This window comes from Actinomyces oris, from assembly GCF_001553935.1.
GTDB classification, from domain to species: Bacteria; Actinomycetota; Actinomycetes; order Actinomycetales; family Actinomycetaceae; genus Actinomyces; species Actinomyces oris_A.
The window spans coordinates 911,511-928,320 of sequence record NZ_CP014232.1; the positions used below are offsets into that span (position 1 = coordinate 911,511).

The following is a 16,810-nucleotide window of genomic DNA, read 5'->3' on the forward strand; positions in this document are numbered from 1 at the left end:
GGCGCATATGCTACGTAGCGATGGTTTCACGCCAGCTGTTGAGGGATACCTGTTCGGCGCAAGGCAGGACGTGCTCAGGGAGGTCTCATGCATATCGCCGTCTACGCCTTCGACGGCATCACCATGTTCCACCTGTCGATCCCCCAGATGGTCTTCGACACCGTGAGCCGGCTGGGTCTTGCTAACTGGCAGGTCTCGCTATTCACCACCACCTCCGAGTCGGTGACACCCCCACAGGAGGCCGCGGCTCCCGCGGAAGGTGCGGACCCACCGCCATCCACCGCGCCATCACACACCACCGCCATCCGCACCTCAGAGGGCTACATCCTTGGCGGTCTGGGAGGTCCGGAGCTGGCGAACGAGGCCGACGTCGTCGTAGTCCCGGCCTGGTTCTCCGACGGCCGCCCCGCCGGGGAGGAGCTGTGCTCACTCCTGAAGACCGCACATGCGCGGGGAGCCTGCATCGTCGGCCTGTGCCTGGGGGCGATCCCCTTGGCCGAGACCGGTCTCATCGGCGGGCGCCGAGCGGTGACGCACTGGCAGGCCTTCGAGCCGATGGCGCGCGAGCATCCGGAGATCGCGCTGGAGGAGTCGGTCCTCTACGTGGACCATGGCGATGTTCTGACCTCGGCGGGTGCGGCGTCGGGCCTGGACGCCTGCCTCCACCTGGTACGCACGCACCTGGGGGCACAGGCCGCCAACGAGGTCGCACGCCAGCTCGTCATCGCACCGCATCGCGAAGGCGGGCAGGCACAGTACATCAAGCGGCCGGTGCCGCCGCGCGCCGACAACGACCCGATCGGCAGCACGGTGGCCTGGGCACTGGAGCACCTGGGCGAGCCGCTACCCGTGGAACGGCTGGCGAGGACGGCACAGATGAGCACCCGTTCCTTCATCCGTGCCTTCCGGGAGTCGACCGGCATCGCGCCTGCGGCATGGGTGCGCGCGCAGCGGGTGCGCGAGGCCCAGCGCCTTCTGGAGAGCACAGACCTGGCGGTCGAGCAGGTGGCCCCGAGCTGCGGCTTCGGCAGCGCCGTCACTATGCGCCAGGCCTTCGCCCGGATACTGAGCACGACGCCGTCGGCCTACCGACGCCGGTTCCGCACTGTTTCTCCCGATCCCGCCACGATGTGAGGCCACACTGACATCCGAGGCCGCACCACCGGCGACATCGATGGGGACATCGACAGGGACATTCCGCACGGCGGGGTGCCATCTCTTCCGGGCGGGGACATCGTGCGCGTGCGGGGACGGGATTCCTGTCCCCGACGGCGTCGAATGCCCCCGGCTGCGATGATATGTCCCCGTCCGTGTGCGGGGCGGTCTACTCCGCGGGCGGCCCGACGACGAGCGGCTCCTCACCGGGGGCGCGCACCTCGGCGCGAGGCGTCAGCGCCACCCTTGGTATGATCTGGGTATGACTCAGAAGATCGCGGTGAGCCTCCCTGACGAGCAGGTCGTCTCGATCCGTCGCGCGGTCGAGCAGGGCAGGGCTCCGTCGGTGTCGGGCTTCATCAGCGCAGCGGTCGCTCGCGCACAGCGGGAGGACGACCTCGCCCAGCTGCTGGACGACCTTGATCGCGAGCTCGGTCCCGTCAACGACGCCGACCTGGCCTGGGCGGACAAGGCGCTGGGACTGGCGTGACCACCACCAGCAAGACGAGCGTCAAGGGCCTGACTCTCGACACCGGTGCGTTGCTCGCGCTTGAGCGCGGGGACTCGCGGGTCCGCGCGCTCCTTCGGCGGGCACTAGAGACGGGACTGCCTCTGAGTGTTCCCGCCGGCGTCGTGGCACAGGCCTGGCGGGGCGGTCCGCGGCAGGCCCGCGTCGCGCGACTGCTCGCGGATCCCAGCGTGCACGTGGCACCGCTGGACGACATGACGGCGCGAGCCGTCGGCCTGCTGTGCGGACGCAGCAGACACCGGGACATCGTTGACGTTCACGTCGCCCTGCTGGCGCAGGAGCAGGGGCACACCGTGGTGACCTCCGACCCTGAAGACCTGAGCGCGGTCCATCCCAGTCTCCCACTCATCACGGTCTAGACGGGCGTTGCAAACCGCGGCTGCAAACCCCTGCCGGCGACATCGCCAGGGACATTCCGCGCGGCGGGGTGCGGTCTCTTCCGGACGGGGACAACCCGCGCGTACGGGGACGAGATTCCCGTCCCCGTACGCGTCGATGGCACCCGCCGGTGGCAAAGTGTTCCCAACGGCGTCGAATGTCCCCGTCAGCGCGCGGGTCCCCCAGTCCTCGACCGCCAGGACGCCGACGCCACCGATCCCTGGCCGCGCGCGGGCCCCTCACTCCGCGGGCGGCTCGACGACGAGCGGCGCCTCACCGGGGGCGCGCACCTCGGCGCGGGGTGCCGGCTCCAGGGCCAGGCTCACGTGCAGCCGCTGGCCCTCCTCGCCGACGGCGTCGTAGGACAGTCGCGGATTGTCCAGCTCGGTGACCTCGGTACGGGCGCGCACGAGCCAGGGGTGGCGGCGTCGCAGCCCGATGAGGTCCTGGTGGAGCCGCAGCATCCAGGCTCCCTGCGGCGCGAGCCCGGACGGCGTGGCCGGCAGGGCGGGGCGGACCTCGTCGTCGCCGCCGAGAGTCTCGGTCTTCACCCCACGGAAGGCCTGCTCGTCCCCGTAGTAGACGCTGGGCACGCCGCCCACGGTCATGAGCAGGACGACGGCGAGCGCCGCCCCGCCGGCCCCGACCTTGCTGGCGATGCGGGTGACGTCGTGGTTGCCGACGAAGGTCGCCGGGACGAACCGGTCCAGCAGCTCGTTGTGGCGCTTGAGGCACCAGTCGAGCTCGTAGAAGTTGACGTCGGCCAGCGAGCTCCAGGTCGCCTTCCACAGCTCGTACTGCGTGACGGTGTCCACGGTGGAGGCCTCGACGAAGCCGGCATAGTCGCCGTGGATGACCTCACCCATGAACCAGGCGTCGGGGTGGCGCTCGCGCACGGCGGGCAGGACGCTCGCCCAGAAGGCGGGGTCGACGGCGTAGGCGGCGTCCAGGCGCCAGGCGCTCGCGCCGCGGTCGAGCCAGTGGGTGAGCACCCGCACGGCCAGATCGCGCACCTCGGCGGAGTCGTGGTTGAGGGCGGCCAGGGACTCGTGCCCCTCGAAGGTGGCGTAGCCGGGGCCGGACGGTCCGGCATCGCTCCCGCCAGTGGCGTCGTCGAAGCGGAAGAGGCCGCGCTCCTCTCCCCCGGCGCGGGCGGCCCGGAACAGGGGGTGCTCGGTGCCGACGTGCCCGAGGACGCCGTCGAGCATGAGGGACAGGCCCCGGGTGCGGCAGGCCTCGGCGAGGCGGTCGAAGGCGGAGTCGTCCCCCAGGCGGGGGTCGATGCGCAGGTGGTCGGTGGTGTCGTAGCCGTGGGTGGAGGAGGCGAAGATCGGTCCGAGCGACAGACCATTCGCACCGAGCTCGACGGCGTAGTCGAGCCAGGGCTCCAGGCGGTCCAGGCGCGCGGGGACGCCGGGCTCGGTCAGGGGCGCACCCGGTTCGGGGCGGATGGGGGCGCCGGTGGCGCCGAGGGGGTAGACCTGCCACCAGATGGCGTGGTCGATCCAGGCGGGGGTTGCGGGACGGCTTATTCCAGGTGACTCACTAACCATGCCTCCAAGGGTGCCGCCGCTCCCGTTAGCATGTCAAGGTGCCGTCTCGTACCGACAAGCGTCCCCGCCTGCGCATGGATCCCGCCGAGCGCCGCGAGCTGATCCTGTCCGCGGCGAGGCATGCCTTCGCGAGCCGCCCGTACGAGGAGGTCTCGCTGGTCGAGGTCGCTGCGGAGGCTCAGGCCTCCGAGGCGCTGGTGCACAAGTACTTCGCCGGGAAGGCCGGCCTTTACGCCGAGGTGCTCCGGCTCGCTGCCGATGACCTGACTGAGCGCACCCGGAGGGCCGACGACGCCCTGCCGGAAGGGTCGTCAGCCCGGGACCGGGTGCGGACATCGGTGCTGACCTACCTGGACTTCATCGCCGAGCGCTCCCCCGGTTGGGTGACCTACCAGGCACTGGCCGGGCACGACCCGGGTGACGAGGCCGCCCGAGTGAGGCGGCAGGCGCGCGAGGCGGCGGTGGCAGCCCTGGCCGAGGTTGTCGGCGGCAGCCGGGGCCACCGTGACGACTTCGCCCTGTGGGGCTACCTGGGATTCCTCGACGATGCCTGCCTGCGCTGGGTGCACGCCGGCTGCCCCGACGACCAGCGCCACAGCCTGATTGACGCAGCGCTGGGCTGCCTGGAAGGAGCCCTGGGCGACTGGCGGGCATGAGATCTGGGACCGCCCCCGGCGAATGACACCCCGGAGTCGGCAGTCCGGCCCGCAGACGCGAACGTGGGGCCCACCTCTCAAGGAGGTGGGCCCCACGTGATGGAGTCAGCGCGTCGGCGCGAGCCTCAGGCTCAGCGCACGGGCTTGCGGACCTCGGCGGAGAGGAACCAGGCCTGCTGCTCGAGCTTGCCGATGAGGTCCTCGACGATGCCGGAGGAGGTGGGGTCCTCGGAGTCGACGTCCTCGTCCACGCCGCGCAGGGTGGCGACGACGGCCTCGATGGCGGAGACGATGTAGGCAACACCCTCGCTGGTGAGGATCTCGCCCTCGGGGGCGGCCGGCACGGTGGTGGCGGCGGAGACGGTGGCCGGGCGGCCGTCGGGGACGGCGTTGATGGCGCGCATGCGCTCGGCGACCTCGTCGGAGCCGGCGCGAGCGATGGCGACGACCTCGTCAAGGTTGAGGTGGACGTCGCGGAAGTTCGGGCCAACGATGTTCCAGTGGATCTGCTTGCCGACCAGCTCGAGGGCGATGAGGTCGGTCAGGACGCGCTGGAGGTTGTCGCTCAGGGCGGCGGAGGCGGTGTAGGAGAGGTTGATGGACGGTGTTGTCATGGTGTCTGCGTTCATGGCCATTACTTTACTACGTCGCGAGTCCCTGTGGGTGTTACTTATGATTCACAGGCAAGCCATGCCTCACCTGGAACCAAGGCTCACCTGCCCCGACGGGCTTCTTTGGTGATCCACTCAGCCGACCTTGCAGGTGTTCGGCTCGCCGGTCTCCTCCTCCTCGGAGGCGAGCCAGTGTCCGTTACTACCGGGCACCATGGTGTTCTTCGCCGGGATGCGCGCCTTGTTGGTGGGTTCGGTGACGTCCTTGCCCTGCGCGTCGACGTAGGTCACCTGCGTCATGTCCACACAGTAGGTGACGGTGGCGCTCTGGCCGTCGGAGCTCATGGCGACCTCGGAGATCGCCACCTTGACGGGGGTCTTGGCCTTCTGCCCCGCGTTTTTCAAGGTGGCGGCGTCATTGAGGAGCTGCTGCTGGAGGTTGCCGGTGGTGACAGTGGGTACCTTGCTCGTGTCCTGCCCGCCGCCGACCCACAGCTTCCAGGACATCTGATCGTAGGCCACGAAGTCCTGGAGGATCGCGACCCGCTTGACGTCGAGGCCGGCGGGGATCGCGGTGACGGCGTACCCGAGCTGGGCGTCGGACAGGGAGGCCGCCGTGACGGTGCCAGCAGTGCCCGACGCCGTAGCGGAAGCCGAGGGGGCCGACGTCGGCCTCCCCGTGGAACCAGCCCTGCTGGCGGGCGCCTTGGCGTCGGGCTTGGAGTCCTTGGAGGAGCAGCCGGTCAGGGCCAGTGAGCCGGCGAGCAGCAGGCAGCCCAGTGCGGCAGCTCGACGACGACCCCCAGCTCGACTCGCGGGGCGGTTCTCGGCATGTGCCACAGGGGCTCCTCACTGTCGGCCGGAATCAACCCGGCGGAAACCAACCCGTTGACAGTACCTCGAAGGTCACGAACATGTCTCGACCTTCGTCGACCTCCTTGCTACACCCCTGTTCTGGCGAGGGTACGTGCTGCCAACAGTCCTCAGAAGGAGGAACCAGACCTACTGCACAGGCTTGCCGGTCAGGCCATCCAGGATGATGGCCGATGTCAAGGGCTCGTCATCGACAGGGACACCCTGCGCACTGGGGACAGGATTTCCGTCCCCCGACGCACAAACAGCCCCTGCCTGGAACGGAGTGCCCCCAGCCACGGTGAAGCGTCCCAGACAGCGTCGAAGATCCCCGTGAGGGAGCGAGCCGACCGAGGTCTCCCCGCCCACCGCGACGAGACCGGACCAACTGACCAACAGCCCGGGACACCCGGCCCAGGCGTCGCGGTCACCTTGGCAACAGCTGGAGTCTCACCAGTGGCCCACACCCCGCCACCCGCACCCCGACACAGGTCGCCAACGTCATGAACTCATACATCTAGGCAAAGACCACTCACCACAGGATCGTCACACCGGACAGTTCCTCGAAGGCCGGATCGCGCGTCACCAACGCAAGCGACTCGCACATCGCTTGCGCCGCCAGCATCCGATCAAAGGGATCGCGATGCGACCACTCAAGCTGCCCGCTCAAACGCGCGTGCGACCACTCGATGGGCAAGAACTCCGCTCCGAGCCGTCGCACGTGCCCCTCGAGAGCATCCAGCCACGGCCCCGCACCAGGCAGTTTCCCAATGCGGTTCTTGGTATGCAGCTCCCATGCACTGGCGACGGAGACCACCACGAGATTCCCTCGGTCTCGCAGCACCTCGACAGCCCTCCCGCCCAGACGCGAGGGCTCATTGATCGCCCACATGAGCGCATGCGTATCGAGCAGGTAGCCCTTCATGCACCCTCCCAGGCACTCAGCTCCTCCTCCGGCAGCTCGTCGAAGAACGTGTCCGGCAGCCGGTATCCGCCGAAGCCCAGCTCCCGCTCGCCCCCGACCGGAACCAAGCGCGCCACTGTCTGACGCCCTCGGGCGATGTTGATGGTCGCCCCCTGCTCGACCTCCACCAACAGTGCCGACAGATGCGTCTTCGCCTCCTGAACCTTCACCGTCTTCATGCATTGATGGTCCCAGGAGAAAGCGACCTGGTCAACCAGGTTGGTCAGGTTGCGCCGCCGCCCACCCTCATGGCCGGGGACATTTCGCACCGACGGGGACTGTTTGCGCGTCCGGGGACAGGAATGCTGTCCCCGGGCGCGCAGGATGCCCCCGTCTGGAGTGGAGTGTCCCCGGCCGGAAGAGAGTGTCCCCGACGGCGTCGAATGTCCCCGCAGGCGGGGAGTCAGGCCCAGGGCTGGCGCTGAGCCCACTCCTGCGGGCTGACGCGGCGCCCGGTGTAGAAGGGCGTGTCCACGCGCACGTGCATGCGCGCGTCCGTGTAGCGCTGGTGGTGCAGGACCCCCTCGAGGCGGTCGAGGCTGTCGGCCTCGAAGCCGAGGATCCACTCGTAGTCGCTCAGGCCGAAGGTGGACAGGGTCGAGCCCTTGACGTCGGGGTACTTGGAGAAGCCGTGGCGCCCGTGCTGGGCCATCATGCGCGAGCGCTCCTCGGGCTCGAGCAGGTACCACTCGTAGGAGCGCACGAAGGGGTAGACCATGACCCAGTCGCGCGGTGCCACCCCGGCCAGGCAGGCCGGCACGTGACGGGGATTGAACTCGGCGGGCGTGTGCAGCCCCATGCAGGACCACACCGGCTCCAGATAGCGACCCAGCGCACTGCCGCGCAGACGGTGGTAGGCGTCCTGCAGGACCTCGGGGTCGTCGTCGAGCCACCACACGAGCAGGTCGGCGTCGGCGCGCAGGCCCCCGACGTCGTACCAGCCGCGCGTCGTCACGCCGCCGGCCTCGACGAAGTTGGCGCTCTCCCCCAGGAGCTGCTCGCGCTCGGGCTGGGAGGCGGGCAGCGGGCGAGCCAGGCGGAAGACGGCGTAGAGCGTGTAGTGGTACTGGTTGTTGATGGCCTCCAGGTCGACGTCGGTGGCGTCGCGTGGGTCGCGGTGGGGGCGGCGCTCCTCGTCCTCGAAGCGGTGCAGGCCCCCTCACCGGGGTGACCGCCGGGGTGTCCGTGCTGGCCGTGGGTGTCGGTGCTCATTCTCTTCTCCTGGTTCTTATCGGAGCTACTGGGATGGGGACTATCGAGAACCGTCGCCGTCGGTCCCGTGGTGAGCGGGCCGGCCGGGGTGGCTGGCCCCGTTCCGGCAGCACGAGTCCGGGCAGACCGTGTGGAAGGGGCCGACGCCGGTGGTCGAGTCGGGCCGGACGTCCTCACCGCGGGCGGCGGCGGCCCGCTCGAAGAGGATGTCGACGAGGGAGTCGATGAAGGCCGGGTGGGTGCCGACGGTGGCAGCGCGCGCATACGGCATCCCCAGGTCGCGGGCGGTCTGGGCGGCCTCGGTGTCGAGGTCGAAGACGACCTCCATGTGGTCGGAGATGAAGCCGAAGGGGGCCACGACGACGCCCTCGGGCCTGCTCACGGGGTGGCCGTCGGTCAGGTGCCCGGCGGCCAGTGCCTCGAGGTGGTCGTTGACGTCCGGTTCGAGCCAGCGGGCCTGCGGCGGGCCGGAGCGCGAGCAGTAGACGAGGTCGGCCTCCACCGTCTCCAGGCCGAGACGGCGGGCGACCTCGGGCACGAGGACGGCGGCCAGCGCCTCGTGCTGGGCGACGTAGGAGACCTCCGTGGACAGGTCGGCGGCCACGCCCGGCTCTCGCCTTCCGGTCTCAGTCGGGCCGGCGACGTCGGAGAGGCCGTGCTCGTCGTGGGTGCTCTCGGGGCCCGACTCCGGGGCGGAGCCGGCCTCCATGCCCAGGGGGATGGAGTGGGTGACGAGCACGAGTCGCGCGTCCGCGGCCGCCACTCCCTGCTCGGCCAGGGCGCCGTAGGCCTCGACGATGGCGTCAATGTTGGCCTGCAGCAGGCCGGGGGTGTTGTAGTAGGGGCGCGTCTTGTCCGCGGTGAGCTCCACGGGACCGCCCCCGTCCCCACCGACCCGGGCGGCGGCGTCGGCCTCGAATCCCTCACCGGTGGAGCCGTCCGCGCCGTCGGCGAGCAGGGCGACGGCGCCGGCCAGGTCCTCGCGGTACTGGCGGCACCCGGAGTAGGAGCCGAAGGCCGCGGTGGGCAGGGCCAGAACGCGGCGGGCCCCGGCGTCGGCCAGCTCGCGCAGGGCCTGGCTGACGAAGGGGTGCCAGTTGCGGTTGCCGACGATGATCGGCAGCGTTGAGCCGCGCTCGGCCAGGCGGGCCTGGAGGGCGTCGCGCAGCTCGGCGTTGCACGCGTTGATCGGGGAGGCGCCGCCGACGCTCTGGTAGTGGCCGGAGACCTCCACGAGGCGAGAGTCGGGCACGCCGCGGCCGGCGGTGGCGTTGCGCATGAAGGGCAGGACGTCCTCGGGGCGGCGGGGCCCGCCGTAGGACTGCAGAAGGATGGCGTCGTAGGGGGCCAGCGGGTCGAGGGCCGGGACAGTGGCCGGAGCTCCGGCGAGGTCAGCGCCCGGGAGGGCATCCGGGCGTGCGTCCAGGCACGCGGGAGCCTCCTGGGTGGGCCCGGGCACGGGCGCGGCGGTGTCAGTCATGGTTCTCTCCTGTACTTTCCAGGCCCCAGACGAGCTCGAGGGCCTGACGGTAGGCCTCCTCGCGGCCCTCCTGGCCGGCGCGGCGGGCCATGACGGTGGGCTGGTGGAGGAGGCGGGCGGCCAGGTGGTGCAGGGCCCGCTCGGCCTGCGCCAGGGGCACCATGGGCTCGCCGTCGATCTCGCTGGTGGCCTCGAAGCCGGGCTCGGCAGCGAGGTGATGGTGGGGGCAGGCCCCTGCGGCAGCGTCGGCGCTGTTGACACCGCTGACGCCGGTTCCGGCGCGCCCGTCGACGGCGGGAACGGCCAGGGCGAGCCGGCGGGCGGGCTGGGGACGCAGGCGAGCGGCCTCCTCGGCGACGACGCGACCCACCTGGGCGCGCAGGGCGGTGATGAGGGGGTCCATGGCCCGGCCGGCCAGGGTGCGCTCGAAGTCAGCGGCCTCGGCCTCGACGATGGCGCGAGCGGCGGTCACCTGCTGGGCCTCGGCCTCGGGAACGGCGTCGCGCACGCGGGCCAGGTCGAGGTGGACGACGCCGGGTAGGGCACCGACGGCCTCATCGACGTCGCGGGTCAGGGCCAGGTCGAGGATGACGAGCGGCCGGCCGGCTCCCCCGGCCGAGCCGGCTCGCTCGGCGGCGACGGGGGCGACGATGTCGGCGGTGAGGATCGGCCCACCGGTGCCGCGGCAGGTGACCACGAGGTCGGCACGGCTCATGGCCCCACTCAGGGCGCCGGTGGGGACGGCGCGCAGGCCGTGGCCGATGGCGAAGGCCTCGGCGCGGTTGGAGGCGGAGTAGACGGCAATGTCGCTCAGGCCTCGGGCGCGCAGGTCGGCGACGGTGGCGCCGGCGTAGGAGCCGGTGCCGACGATGAGGGCGCGGCAGTCCTCCAGCGGCGGCAGGTGCGCTGCGGCCTGATCCACGCCGACGGCGACGACGCTGCGCCCCTGACCGGACAGCTCGGTCTCGTGGGCCACCCGGCGGGCGGTGGCCGAGGCGCGCTCGACGACCCGCACGAGCTCGGGGCTGAGCGTGCCCTCGGCGGCGGCGGTCTCGGCGGCGCGGCGGACCTGGCCGACGATCTGGGCCTCGCCGACCACCATCGAGCTCAGGCCCGCGGCGATGGCGAGCATCTCCCTGCGGGCGGCCGCCCCGACCAGGTGGGTCAGCAGGAGTCCGCTCGCGGGGAGCCCGGCGCGCTCGGCCAGGAAGGCGGTGATGGTCTCCCCCAGGTCCGACGCCGCGGCCGACTGGCTCGCGTCCGCCGGAGAGAGGTCCGGGTGCAGGGCCGCCGGGCAGCCGGTGTCGGCCCAGGAGTCGGCATCGATGAGCAGGGTCAGGCGGTTGCAGGTAGACAGCACCAGGACCCCGCGTAGCGCGGGGACCGCTTCCAGGAGGTCCGGCCCCAGCCCCGGGGCGACCGCACCGAGCCGGGCAACGACGTCGAGGCCCGGCAGTCGATGGTCTGCGGAGAGAAGATGAGTAGTCACAACGTGGGCTATTGAAACATCACCGTGGGGAGCGGGCACAATAGCGGCGTGGCGACACACACCCGACGTCATGACAATGCGTCATCACCATATTTCTGACACCCTGTCAGGACCCGACGGACGTCTGGAACGCCGCACCATTACGCGCAATAAACCCCCTCTGACCACTGCTGACAGGAGGCAGTCGGATATGTCTCACATTCAGTTCCCTTATCGCAGGGAAAGCACGCGGCGTCAGCATTCTTCGCCCGATAACGGCGATTTCGTCACCGGCAGTTCACACAATGATTCAATGACTTCCGAGCCGGCGGCGCAGGCTGCCGAGGCGGCGGGGCCTGCCGGGACCAGGACGGGACCGGCTCCGTCGCCGGCGCTCCTGGAGGCGCTGGCGGGGCGGAGGCCCGCGCGCACACCGGTGTGGTTCATGCGTCAGGCGGGACGGTCGCTGCCGGAGTACCGGGCGCTGCGGGCGCGCGCCGGCGTGCCGATGCTGGATGCCTGCCTGGATCCTGCGCTGGCGGCGGAGGTGACGCTGCAGCCGGTGCGGCGCCACGGCGTCGACGCCGCCGTCTTCTTCTCCGACATCATGGTGCCGCTGCGCCTGGTGGGTGTCGGGGTGCGGATCGAGGAGGGCGTCGGGCCGGTCCTCGACGCCCCGGTGCGCAGCGGTCGCGAGGTGGGCGAGCTGGTGGCCCGCCGCTTCGGTGACGGTCCCGACGCCGAGGGGGTCGGGGCGATCGAGGAGGCGGTGCGGCGCGTCGTCGTCGAGCTGGGCAGTCCGCAGGCGCCGGGCGTGCGCGAGGGGCTGAGCGAGCGGGCGCGCGCCGGGCTGGAGCACAGTGCCGGGTCGGCGGGGTGGACGCCGGTGCTCGCCTTCGGCGGGGCGCCCTTCACGCTGGCGGCCTACCTGGTGGAGGGCCGGCCCAGTCGCGACCACCTGGCGGCGCGCACGCTCATGCGCGCCGACCCCGACTCCTGGGACCGGCTCATGACCTGGTGCGCGCGCCTGACCGGCGAGTTCATCGCCACCCAGGTGCGTGCCGGGGCGGCCGCGGCCCAGCTCTTCGACTCCTGGGCGGGCTCGCTGTCCCCGCGCGCCTACCGCGAGCGCGTGGCCCCCTACTCGGCGCTCGCGCTGGATGTCGCCCGCCAGGCCGTCTCCCCCACCACCGGTGAGAGCGCGCCGCTCATCCACTTCGGGACCGGGACCGCCCGACTGTTGGGGCTCATGCGGCAGGCGGGGGCCGACGCCGTCGGCGTAGACGAGCGCATCGAGCTGGGCGAGGCCATTGAGGCGCTGGCCGAGGCCGACCCGCAGGCGGGGGCCTGCCCGGTCCAGGGCAACCTCGACCCGGCGCTGCTGGCGGCGCCATGGCCGATCCTGGCTGAGGAGCTCGACGCGGTGCTGGCCGCCGGGCGCGCGGCGCCGGGGCACGTGGTCAACCTGGGGCACGGGGTCCCGCCGGCCACCGACGCGAATGTCCTCTCCCGGATCGTGGCGCGGGTGCACGGCTCGGCCGACTGGGAGTCCGTGGCCCTGGCCGGGTGGGAGGCATGAGCGGGGAGGCCGTCGAGGAGCGACGGTGGGATGCGCTCGTCATCGGCGGCGGGATCGCGGGACTGACAGCCGCCTGGGACCTGGTGCGGGCCGGGCTGCGGCCGCTGCTCATTGAGGCGCGCGGCTACACCGGCGGGCTCGTCGCGGCCGGGCCGATCGGCGGAGCGCGGATGGACCTGGGTGCCGAGGGCTTCGTCGTGCGCGGCCAGGCGGCCACCTCCATGCTCGCCGAGTTGGGGCTGCGCACCGCCGCCCCGCACGGCCGGCCCCGCCTCTTCCTGCCGCCCCTCGCGCCGGGCACCGGCGGCGAGCCGCCCCGGTGGGGGCTGCACCGATTTCCTGACCACGCCTACCTGGGGATCCCGGCGGACCCACTGGCTCCCGACGTCGTCGCCATCATCGGGCAGGAGGCCGCGCGCCGGGCCGCGCAGGACGCCGACCTGCCCGGCACCGTGGGCACCGGCCCTGAGGATCCGGCCGACCTGGCCTCCTTCATCACCGCGCGGATGGGGGCCGGAGTCCTGGAGCGCCTCGTGCGGCCCATCGTCGCGGGCATCCACTCGGCCGACCCGGCGGACCTGGCAGCCGATGTCGTCATGCCCGGGCTGCGGCGGGCCACGACGGAGCTGGGGTCGCTCAGTGCCGCTGTGGCGGCGGTGCTGGAGCGGCGTCGGGCCCGTCAGGACGGGGCTGGCGGACGGAGCGTGGACGCGGCCGTCGAGGGTGGGCTGTTCCAGCTCACCGACGCGCTGCGCGAGGCCATCGAGGCCGGCGGAGGGAGCGTGCGCACCCGCACCGGTGCCCAGTGGCTGCGGCCCGGCGGCGGCCAGGACTGCGCGGACGGGGAGGCGCCGGCCGCCTGGCGGGTGGGGATCGCCCCGACGCGCCGGGGCCCGACGCCGTCGGACGAGCCGGTGCCCGATGGTGCGCAGGAGGTCGTGGCCACCGACCACGTCATCCTGGCCTGCTCGGCGGGGGCCGCGCTGCGGCTGCTGCGGGGGATTCCCGGCCTGCCCGCGAGCGCGACAGAGCTGACCGTGCCGGTGGGGGCGCCGATCGCCCGCTTCACGCTGGTGGCCCGGGCTCCGGAGCTCAGTGATGAGCCGGTGGGCTCGGGGCTGCTCGTGGCTCCCGCCGGCGTTGCTGAACCCGCTGAACTCACCGGCCCGGCTGGGCCCGACGCTGCGGCGTCGTCGGCCGGCACCGGGGCCTCTGACCTGGTCTCTGACGGGATGGTTCCCAGTGGAGGGTCTGCGAGCCCGACGGCCTGCCCGGTGCAGGCCAAGGCGTTGTCGCACCTGAGTGCCAAGTGGCCGTGGGTCGGTGCCGAGCTGCGGGCGCTGCACGGCCCGGACGTCCACGCGCTGCGACTGTCGTACGGTCGGCCCGGGCAGCCGCGCCCGCAGGTAGATCTGCAGGTGGCGCTCGATGACGTGGCGGCCCTGACGGGGGTGCGGATCGAGCAGGAGGCGGTCATCGACCACATGCTGGTGCGCTGGGATGGGACGCTGCCGCCGGTGACGCCCGTCTACCGGGAGCGCACGAGGCGCCTGGAGGAGCAGCTGGCGCCGGTGACGGGACTGGAAGTCACCGGGGCATGGGTGGCGGGGACCGGGATCGCGGCCGTCGTCGAGCACGCCCGCGACGCGGTCGGGCGCCTGGCGGGCTCCCATGGCGGGTGAAGCGCCGCGCCAGGACGGGGGCGGGCGGCGCGTTCGTATATTAGGTCGCGAGTTCGTACTTCCAAGGTACGAAGGCGAGCCCTACGGTACGAACGCGACGATTGAGAACTGCGCACGAGGAGGGGATGCATGACCACGACGGGGACGGGCTCCCAGCGGCTTCGCCTGGGCACGCGCGGCTCGCGCCTGGCGCTGACCCAGTCCGGGCAGGTCGCTGAGGCACTGATGGCGGCCGGCGGGGGCGGTGCGGCCGCCGCGGCCGGCAAGGCCAGCGAGGGTTCCGGCGGCCTGGGCATCGACCTGGTCACCGTGCGCACGGATGGCGACGGCGACCGCACTCCCCTGCGGCAGCTCGGCGGGGTGGGGGTCTTCGCGGCCCGGCTGCGTCACGCGCTCCTGGACGGTGAGGTGGACCTGGTGGTCCACTCCTTCAAGGACCTGCCCACGCAGCCGGTCGAGGGTCTGGAAGTCATCTGCGTGCCGCCGCGCGAGGACCCGCGCGACGCCCTGTGCGCCCGCGACAGCCTGACCCTGGCCGACCTGCCCGAGGGGGCCCGCGTGGGCACCGGCTCACCCCGCAGGGCCGCCCAGCTGCTGGCGGCCCGCCCCGACCTGGAGGTGGTGGACCTGCGCGGCAACGTGCCCACGCGCCTGGCACGGGTGCGGGGGCTGGAGGTGGTCGGCGTCGGCACCGATGAGCCGGTGGCGCCGAGCCGAGCCGATGCCGCCGGCGACCTGGACGCGGTGGTCCTGGCCCTGTCGGGGCTACGGCGTCTGGGGCTGGAGCACTGTGCGAGCGAGGTGCTGGACCTGGAGACGATGCTGCCCGCACCGGCACAAGGGGCCCTGGCCGTGGAGGCGCGAACCGGCGAGGACTCCGTGGAGCTGGCCCGGGCGGTGGCGGCGCTCGACGACGAGCCCACGCGCCTGGCGGTGACGGCCGAGCGGGCGCTCATGGCCCGGCTCGGGGCCGGCTGCGCGGCGCCGGTGGGGGCCTGGGCGCACCTGCGGGGCGGCGATCAAGAGCAGCGGGAGGAGCACTCCGAACACGGAACCGGGTGGAACGAGGGCTTCCGCGACGATGACACCGCCGTGACCGGGGGTAAGCAAGGGGCTGGGGCCGCGAACGGCGATCCGCGGCCAGTCGGGGTCTCCGAGGTAGGACCGCACGATTCAGCGGCCTCGCGCCGCTCGCCGCGAGTGCTCGTGCTGCGAGCAGTGGTCACCTCGCTCGATGGCGGCCAGGAGGTCGGCTGCGAGCTAAGTACTGAGCTGCCCGAGGCCTCTGGGGTGCCAGGGGCCCCCGGGGACACGGCGGCGGTTCGGGCGGCCGAGGCACTGGGGGTCAGGGCGGCCGAGGTCCTTCTGGAGGACGGCGCCGACCAGATCGTCGACCTGCACGCCAACAAGCCCCGGCGGGACTGAGGCCATGGCGCAGTCCACCTCACGCAACGACTCGGCCGGGGGCCAGCCGGGCCTGCCCCGGGAGGGCAGCGAGGCGCCCCTGTCGGGGCGGGCGGTTCTGCTGCCGCGCCTCAAGGAGCGCGACCGTATCGCCTCGGCGCTGGAGCGGGCCGGGGCGAGGGTGCTGCGCGCCGCCGTGACACGGACGGTTCCGGGTGAGGCGGCGGCGCTGGAGGCGACGGCGCGCAGGATCGTGGCGGGCGAAGCGGCCTGGCTGGTGCTCACCTCGGCCCGAACCGTGGAGGCGCTGGCGCCGTACCTGCTTGCGGAAGCCGCCTCGGCGACCGGAGACCAGGCCTTCCATCAGGAAGCCGGCACGTCCGGCCCCCACGACGGCTCCGTGCCTCCCCACACCCCAATCACCCCACCGGGACAGCACCAACCACGCTCAAGCATCCCGCCGATGCGGGTGGCTGTCGTCGGTCCGGCAACAGCACATGCGTGGACCAAGTTCACCGGGACCGCCCCCGACCTGGTGGCCCGAGGATCGGCCGCCGCCCTCCTGAAGGAGCCCGCGTTCGCCGGAAGCCCAGCAACCGGAGACCACGCGCCCTACCAGGAACCCGACATTCCCAACACCCACCACGGCACCCCGCCACCCCACGCCCCAGCACGAATCCCGGAATCGAAGACGGCCCCTCGAGGCCTTCCCGGGGGTGTCACCGGCCCGCATGACTCCAGCTGGAGGGCTCATGCCTCGGACGATTCTCCCGCTCGGCTTCGAACCGCTCCGGAGGCGGCACGGCGCGTGCTGCTGCCGGCCTCGGCTCTGGCCGACCCGGCACTGGCGGACGGCCTGCGTCGAGCGGGCTGGGAGGTGGAGCAGGTGGCCGCCTACACGACCGTCACGGCTGACGCCTGCAACCTGCCCCCGGACCTGGAGCACAGGTGGGCCACTGGCGGTGTGGACGCGGTCGTGCTCACCGCCCCGTCCACGACGCGGGCCGTCCTGGAGCTGCTCGGCCCACCGCCGCAGGGAACCGGGCTGGTGGCCATTGGCGCCACCACGGCGGCGGCCACCCGCAAACTCGGTCTGACGGTTGCTGCCGTCGCCCCCTCCCCCACGCCCGAGGGGGTCCTCCAGGCCACCATCGACGCCATCCGGGCCACCGCGGGCCCCACCCCTCCCCCTCAGGAGCCACCGTGATGGCCTCGCACCGGCAAAAGTGTCACGATTGGCGACTTTTCATCGCCGCCACTGCCCCCAGCGCACCTACCTCTCAGGTA

General features: G+C 72.3%; 15 protein-coding genes and 1 pseudogene. 8 read left to right on the forward strand and 8 right to left on the reverse strand.

Features of this window, described 5'->3' with window-relative positions; all coding sequences use genetic code 11:
* Positions 1 to 87: 87 nt before the first annotated feature.
* From AXE84_RS03895 to AXE84_RS03905, 3 genes are all read left to right on the forward strand, one after another.
* Entirely contained in the window at positions 88 to 1,134 is a 1,047-nt protein-coding gene (locus AXE84_RS03895; protein ID WP_060956916.1) for a GlxA family transcriptional regulator, read from the forward strand.
* Between the two features lie 283 nt (positions 1,135 to 1,417).
* Positions 1,418 to 1,645, forward strand: coding sequence for a toxin-antitoxin system antitoxin subunit (locus tag AXE84_RS03900; RefSeq protein ID WP_010613257.1), 228 nt, complete (start codon positions 1,418 to 1,420; stop codon positions 1,643 to 1,645).
* Entirely contained in the window at positions 1,642 to 2,043 is a 402-nt protein-coding gene (locus AXE84_RS03905) for a PIN domain-containing protein (RefSeq protein ID WP_010613258.1), read from the forward strand. The genes AXE84_RS03900 and AXE84_RS03905 overlap by 4 nt, the downstream gene beginning before the upstream one ends.
* A gap of 258 nt (positions 2,044 to 2,301) precedes the next feature.
* Here the strand turns inward: AXE84_RS03905 and AXE84_RS03910 are convergent, their stop codons facing one another.
* A complete protein-coding gene (locus AXE84_RS03910) occupies positions 2,302 to 3,615 on the reverse strand; it encodes an alpha-amylase family protein (protein ID WP_060956917.1) in 1,314 nt (437 codons plus the stop codon).
* A gap of 38 nt (positions 3,616 to 3,653) precedes the next feature.
* Here AXE84_RS03910 and AXE84_RS03915 point away from each other — a divergent pair, with 38 nt between their 5' ends.
* Complete coding sequence (locus AXE84_RS03915; protein WP_060956918.1) at positions 3,654 to 4,271, forward strand: TetR/AcrR family transcriptional regulator; 618 nt, start codon at positions 3,654 to 3,656, stop codon at positions 4,269 to 4,271.
* A 131-nt stretch (positions 4,272 to 4,402) separates the two neighbouring features.
* On the opposite strand, the gene AXE84_RS03920 is transcribed toward AXE84_RS03915, so the two are convergent.
* The 7 genes and pseudogenes from AXE84_RS03920 to AXE84_RS03950 all read right to left on the reverse strand — a co-directional run bounded on the left by AXE84_RS03920 (position 4,403) and on the right by AXE84_RS03950 (position 10,879).
* Positions 4,403 to 4,900, reverse strand: coding sequence for a Dps family protein (locus tag AXE84_RS03920; protein ID WP_208854572.1), 498 nt, complete (start codon positions 4,898 to 4,900; stop codon positions 4,403 to 4,405).
* A 117-nt stretch (positions 4,901 to 5,017) separates the two neighbouring features.
* Positions 5,018 to 5,722, reverse strand: coding sequence for a hypothetical protein (locus tag AXE84_RS03925; RefSeq protein WP_060956920.1), 705 nt, complete (start codon positions 5,720 to 5,722; stop codon positions 5,018 to 5,020).
* Between the two features lie 544 nt (positions 5,723 to 6,266).
* A complete protein-coding gene (locus tag AXE84_RS03930; protein ID WP_060956921.1) occupies positions 6,267 to 6,659 on the reverse strand; it encodes a type II toxin-antitoxin system VapC family toxin in 393 nt (130 codons plus the stop codon).
* Positions 6,656 to 6,877 (reverse strand): type II toxin-antitoxin system Phd/YefM family antitoxin, encoded by a 222-nt coding sequence (locus AXE84_RS03935; RefSeq protein WP_060958138.1) that lies wholly within the window; start codon positions 6,875 to 6,877, stop codon positions 6,656 to 6,658. Before AXE84_RS03935 ends, AXE84_RS03930 begins: the two co-directional genes overlap by 4 nt.
* A 224-nt stretch (positions 6,878 to 7,101) precedes the next feature.
* Positions 7,102 to 7,910 (reverse strand): annotated as a pseudogene (hemQ, locus tag AXE84_RS13040) (hydrogen peroxide-dependent heme synthase).
* Positions 7,911 to 7,950: 40 nt separating this feature from the next.
* Positions 7,951 to 9,390, reverse strand: a complete 1,440-nt coding sequence (locus AXE84_RS13045; RefSeq protein WP_208854573.1) for a ferrochelatase — start codon at positions 9,388 to 9,390, stop codon at positions 7,951 to 7,953.
* Positions 9,383 to 10,879 carry a glutamyl-tRNA reductase gene (locus tag AXE84_RS03950; RefSeq protein ID WP_060956923.1) on the reverse strand — a complete coding sequence of 499 codons (1,497 nt, stop codon included), beginning with the start codon at positions 10,877 to 10,879 and terminating at the stop codon, positions 9,383 to 9,385. The genes AXE84_RS13045 and AXE84_RS03950 overlap by 8 nt, the downstream gene beginning before the upstream one ends.
* Before the next feature lie 292 nt (positions 10,880 to 11,171).
* Here AXE84_RS03950 and AXE84_RS03955 point away from each other — a divergent pair, with 292 nt between their 5' ends.
* The 4 genes from AXE84_RS03955 (at position 11,172) to AXE84_RS03970 (ending at position 16,730) form a co-directional block, all read left to right on the forward strand.
* On the forward strand, positions 11,172 to 12,437 hold the full coding sequence (locus AXE84_RS03955; RefSeq protein ID WP_420480485.1) for a uroporphyrinogen decarboxylase: 1,266 nt from the start codon (positions 11,172 to 11,174) through the stop codon (positions 12,435 to 12,437).
* Positions 12,434 to 14,119 carry a protoporphyrinogen/coproporphyrinogen oxidase gene (locus tag AXE84_RS03960; RefSeq protein WP_060956924.1) on the forward strand — a complete coding sequence of 562 codons (1,686 nt, stop codon included), beginning with the start codon at positions 12,434 to 12,436 and terminating at the stop codon, positions 14,117 to 14,119. The genes AXE84_RS03955 and AXE84_RS03960 overlap by 4 nt, the downstream gene beginning before the upstream one ends.
* A 129-nt stretch (positions 14,120 to 14,248) precedes the next feature.
* Positions 14,249 to 15,544, forward strand: coding sequence for a hydroxymethylbilane synthase (locus AXE84_RS03965; RefSeq protein ID WP_060956925.1), 1,296 nt, complete (start codon positions 14,249 to 14,251; stop codon positions 15,542 to 15,544).
* Positions 15,545 to 15,548: 4 nt separating this feature from the next.
* Positions 15,549 to 16,730 (forward strand): uroporphyrinogen-III synthase, encoded by a 1,182-nt coding sequence (locus AXE84_RS03970; protein ID WP_060956926.1) that lies wholly within the window; start codon positions 15,549 to 15,551, stop codon positions 16,728 to 16,730.
* Positions 16,731 to 16,810 lie beyond the last annotated feature (80 nt).